At 37.6% G+C, this 3,877-nt stretch carries 4 protein-coding genes; 1 reads left to right on the top strand and 3 read right to left on the bottom strand.

Annotated features, from left to right (window positions below; all coding sequences use genetic code 11):
* Positions 1-20: 20 nt before the first annotated feature.
* The 3 genes from VP97_RS22595 to VP97_RS22585 all read right to left on the bottom strand — a co-directional run bounded on the left by VP97_RS22595 (position 21) and on the right by VP97_RS22585 (position 3,126).
* Complete coding sequence (locus VP97_RS22595; RefSeq protein ID WP_050184442.1) at positions 21-812, bottom strand: DeoR/GlpR family DNA-binding transcription regulator; 792 nt, start codon at positions 810-812, stop codon at positions 21-23.
* Positions 813-1,183: 371 nt separating this feature from the next.
* A complete protein-coding gene (locus tag VP97_RS22590) occupies positions 1,184-2,098 on the bottom strand; it encodes a carbohydrate kinase family protein (RefSeq protein WP_050184440.1) in 915 nt (304 codons plus the stop codon).
* Between the two features lie 2 nt (positions 2,099-2,100).
* On the bottom strand, positions 2,101-3,126 hold the full coding sequence (locus VP97_RS22585) for a zinc-dependent alcohol dehydrogenase family protein (protein ID WP_050184438.1): 1,026 nt from the start codon (positions 3,124-3,126) through the stop codon (positions 2,101-2,103).
* 260 nt (positions 3,127-3,386) lie between these two features.
* Here VP97_RS22585 and VP97_RS22580 point away from each other — a divergent pair.
* On the top strand, positions 3,387-3,877 hold a 491-nt coding region (locus VP97_RS22580; RefSeq protein WP_172656835.1), incomplete at its 3' end, for a class II fructose-bisphosphate aldolase.

The raw sequence follows: 3,877 nt of genomic DNA, 5'->3' as shown, positions 1-3,877 counted from the left end.
TATCGGGGCTTATTTTTATCCTACATTTCTTTTTCAAGGAAAGATTTTTCTAATTCCTTATCTATATCTATAATAAGAAGTTTTACTCCATTCTGTTTTAGCAATTTTAATGCTCTTTCAGGTGCTTTATTTGAAGTTACGATCAAGTCTACATTTGAAAAACTTGTGATTAGCGAGAGGCTCATTTTATCAAATTTTGTATGATCCAAAACTAAGATGACTTCTTGAGCTGCTTCTACCATTTTTTTCTTAACAGAACCTTCAATAGAAGACGAGGTCGTTGGACCATCCTCTAAACGAATACCGGTTGCCCCAAGAAAGAGTTTATTGACTTTAATATTGTCTAAGTAATTCTCCGTATCTGGACCACAAAGAGCCATACTTGTAGGCAACAACACACCACCTGTTACAGCAAGTGTACCTTTAAAATTTGCAAGTTGCATGGATACCGGTATAGAGTTTGTAACAACAGAGATCTGCTTATGTCGAAGAAACTTGGCGACAGCGAGGGGGGTGGTCCCGGAATCAATAAGAACAGATTCTCCTTCTTTAACAAGGTTTGCGGCGACCTGTGCGATACAATGCTTTTCGTCCATTTCTATTTGCTCACGTGTGAAGAAAGAAGGGACAGTCCCTTCGGAAAGAGAACTGGCAACACCATGAGAGCGAAGGATAAGACCATTCTCTTCTAACTTATTTAAATCCTTCCGTATGGTTACTTCTGACACGCCTAACTGGGAGCTGAGTTCATTAACAGTGATCGTTTTTGCCTGCTGAACTAACTTTAAAATTTCTTGTAAACGTTGTTGCATTGCTGGTTTAATACATCCTTTCATTTGAAACTTTTTTATATATTCTAGTAAATAATCGAAATAAAAACGAAAAAAATCAACATTAAAAATATAACAATTCACTATTGAAAATGCAAATTAGGATTAATTTTAACTCAAGCAAGAAGGGGGAAAGGTAATATAATTAAAAAACAAGTTCTCATTATAAGAACTTGTTTTTTAGATAACTTAATCTATAAAAAATCTTTTTCTTTTAACTTGGTTTTCTATACTTTATCCATAATAAAAATTTGAAAAAATTATCATATAGATTAGTCTGCCCTATATTTTGGCCTTCTGTTCAAATAAATTTATTCTTATGAGATTTTATCCTAGTTAAAGGTCATTTCGTTTTAATTATGTGTTATTTTATTTAGGAAATTTTCTGCAATATACTCGTAGGTAGGTAAACATCGACGGCCTCCTAGCCCTTGACAACTAAGTGCAGCGAAAGTGTTAGCAAGTTCTAAACACTCTTCATAAGAAAGATCTCTCCATAATCCGTAAACAAACGCACCGTGGAAATTATCACCGGCTCCAGTAGTATCTACAACAGTAATCTCAATTCCAGAACTTTGATAATACTGTTTGGTATCAAACATAAGGCATCCTTTTTTTCCTAAAGTAACGGCTACAAGCTTAGGGCCTCTTTCGGTTAAAATCTTACAGGTGGATTTTAAGTCATCAAAAAATGCCCATTGGGGAATAGACTTGCTATCAGTAATATACACATCAACATAAGGGAGGAGCTTTTGTAAATTTTCGTCACTAATATTTCCACCGTCAAGAGAGGTGGTTTTCCCTTTTTCTTTTCCTAACTTAAATGCCTGAAGAGTTAACTCAGGGTTGTTGCCATCGGCATGAATAATTGAACAATTTTCAATTAAAATTGATGGGAAATTATTCAATTCATAAGAAGAAAGAGAACCACCGTAATAGGTGATTGAGCGGGAACCGCTAGACCTTTCTACTTGTATGCAGCTAGTTGATGATATTCCATTTTCAATAGTCTGAATGCCTGACACATCAATCTTATAATCAGATAATTCTTGAATGATCTCTTTTCCAGTGGAATCATCGCCTACAGCTGTAATAATTGAACAAGGAGCACCCAGCGTTTGTGCAGAAACTGCTGCGTTTGCAGCCGGCCCGCCTCCGCATTTAATTAAATTAAGGGCAGCAATACGTTCATCAGACTTCGGAAGATGATCTACGAGAGCAATTATGTCTGCTGTTGCAGTGCCAACAAAAAGAATGGGTTTTTTCATTATTATAGGTCCCCCCTGTTAGGGTGGATGGCTACTTTAAGACCTAATCCCTTTTGCGCTACCTCGAATGCTGTATGAATATCTTTGAGGCTGAAATGATGGGTGATAAGTTCTTCTAAGTTTAGACGTTTTAACAATTCGATTGACCGATGATGAGCGTAAGGATTAATGGCGGATCCGATTATATTTAATTCTCTTTTAAAAACATCGTTTGGTGAAACAGAAACGGTGTATTCTGGTGGAACTACTCCAAAAAACATAATAGTTCCGCCGCGTCCAACTAAATTGAGCGTTTGTTGTGCTGTATCTCTGCGTCCTGCGGCTTCAATGACAATATCCGCTCCAAGATCATTCGTCATGTGCATAATCTCTTCTTGAATGTTCTGATTAAGGGGGTCTAATGCAATAAAACCTCTTTTTTCGATAAGCTGACGTCGTGCTTCATTTGGTTCTGCTACAACAACCTTACTGGCTCCACGCATGCGGCCAAGTTCAGCTAGTACAATTCCTACAAAACCTCCACCTAAAATGACGATCGAATCACCCTGCTGAATATTTGCGCGATCAATTCCGTGAAGGCAGCATCCGACATTTTCAGTTAGAGCAGCTACAGAAGGAGAGATGCCATCCGGCACCTTATATACGGTTCGTTCCGGCACTACTGTATATTGTCCCATACCTCCATCGAGGTGGACACCAAAAGCTAACTTTTCAAGACACAAATGTTCTTTTCCGATTCGGCAATATTTACAATTCCCACAGAAGATATGGGGTTCAACGGTTACTAGCTCTCCAACTTTTACGGCTGTTACCTTTGAGCCGACATCTTCGATATATCCTGAAAATTCATGTCCTAGTACAACTGGAGGTTTCGCGTAATGGTGACCAGCTAAAATATGAGAATCAGTGCCACAGATTGTAGCCGCTTCTATACGAATCAAAACGTCTTTTTCTCCGAGTGTTGGAACCGTTTTTTCAACAGTGTTTAAAGTGGCTTCCCCTTGGTATTCCGCTGCTAGATATGTCATTTACTTTCCCTCCACCAAATAATTTATTGTAAAAATAAAACGCTTTCTTATTTTCTAATGCTTAAAATTCAGAAATTTTCTAATGATGTTCAATCCCTACAGGATAATTATAAATCAAAAACTTTGTTCTTTCAATTGAAATATTTATTGTTTCTTTTACTTTCGTATAGACAACAAAACGAAATAATACTATATTTGAATTACAGAAACAATGTAACAAAATATTAATTGAAATTTTGATGATGTAAGGGGGAAAAGAAATGTCATTAGTTTCAGGTAAACATCCACTTATAGACGCGAGAAAGAGAGGATATGCTATACCTCAATTTAATGTGCTGAATCTTGAGATGATTGACGCTGTGTTATCAACGGCAGAAGTATTGAGAGCTCCTGTTATTGTAGGAATTGTTGACCGGCATTTTCCCGTCTTAGATGTTGAGTCTTTAGTAAGCGTTATCAAAAAGAAAGCACAAACTATGGAAACCTCAGTTATTCTCCATTTAGATCACGGCAGAACATACGAAAGAGCCATGGAAGCCATCCGGATGGGCTTTACTTCTGTAATGTACGATGGCTCACTGCTGCCAATGGAAGAAAATATTCGAATCACCAATGCGATTATTAAAACAGCCCATGCGGTCGGGGTGTCAGTAGAAGCAGAATTAGGGCATGTTGGCAGCCAGAACGCAGGCGATGAAAATGAAGTGACTTCTGTAAGTGATGCCGTTGAATTTGTTCAACGCACGAATGT

It is taken from the genome of Domibacillus robiginosus (assembly GCF_000966195.1).
GTDB lineage: Bacteria > Bacillota > Bacilli > Bacillales > Domibacillaceae > Domibacillus > Domibacillus robiginosus.
The sequence above is the reverse complement of the archived record's forward strand: the minus strand, read 5'-3'. Positions and strand labels throughout refer to the sequence as shown.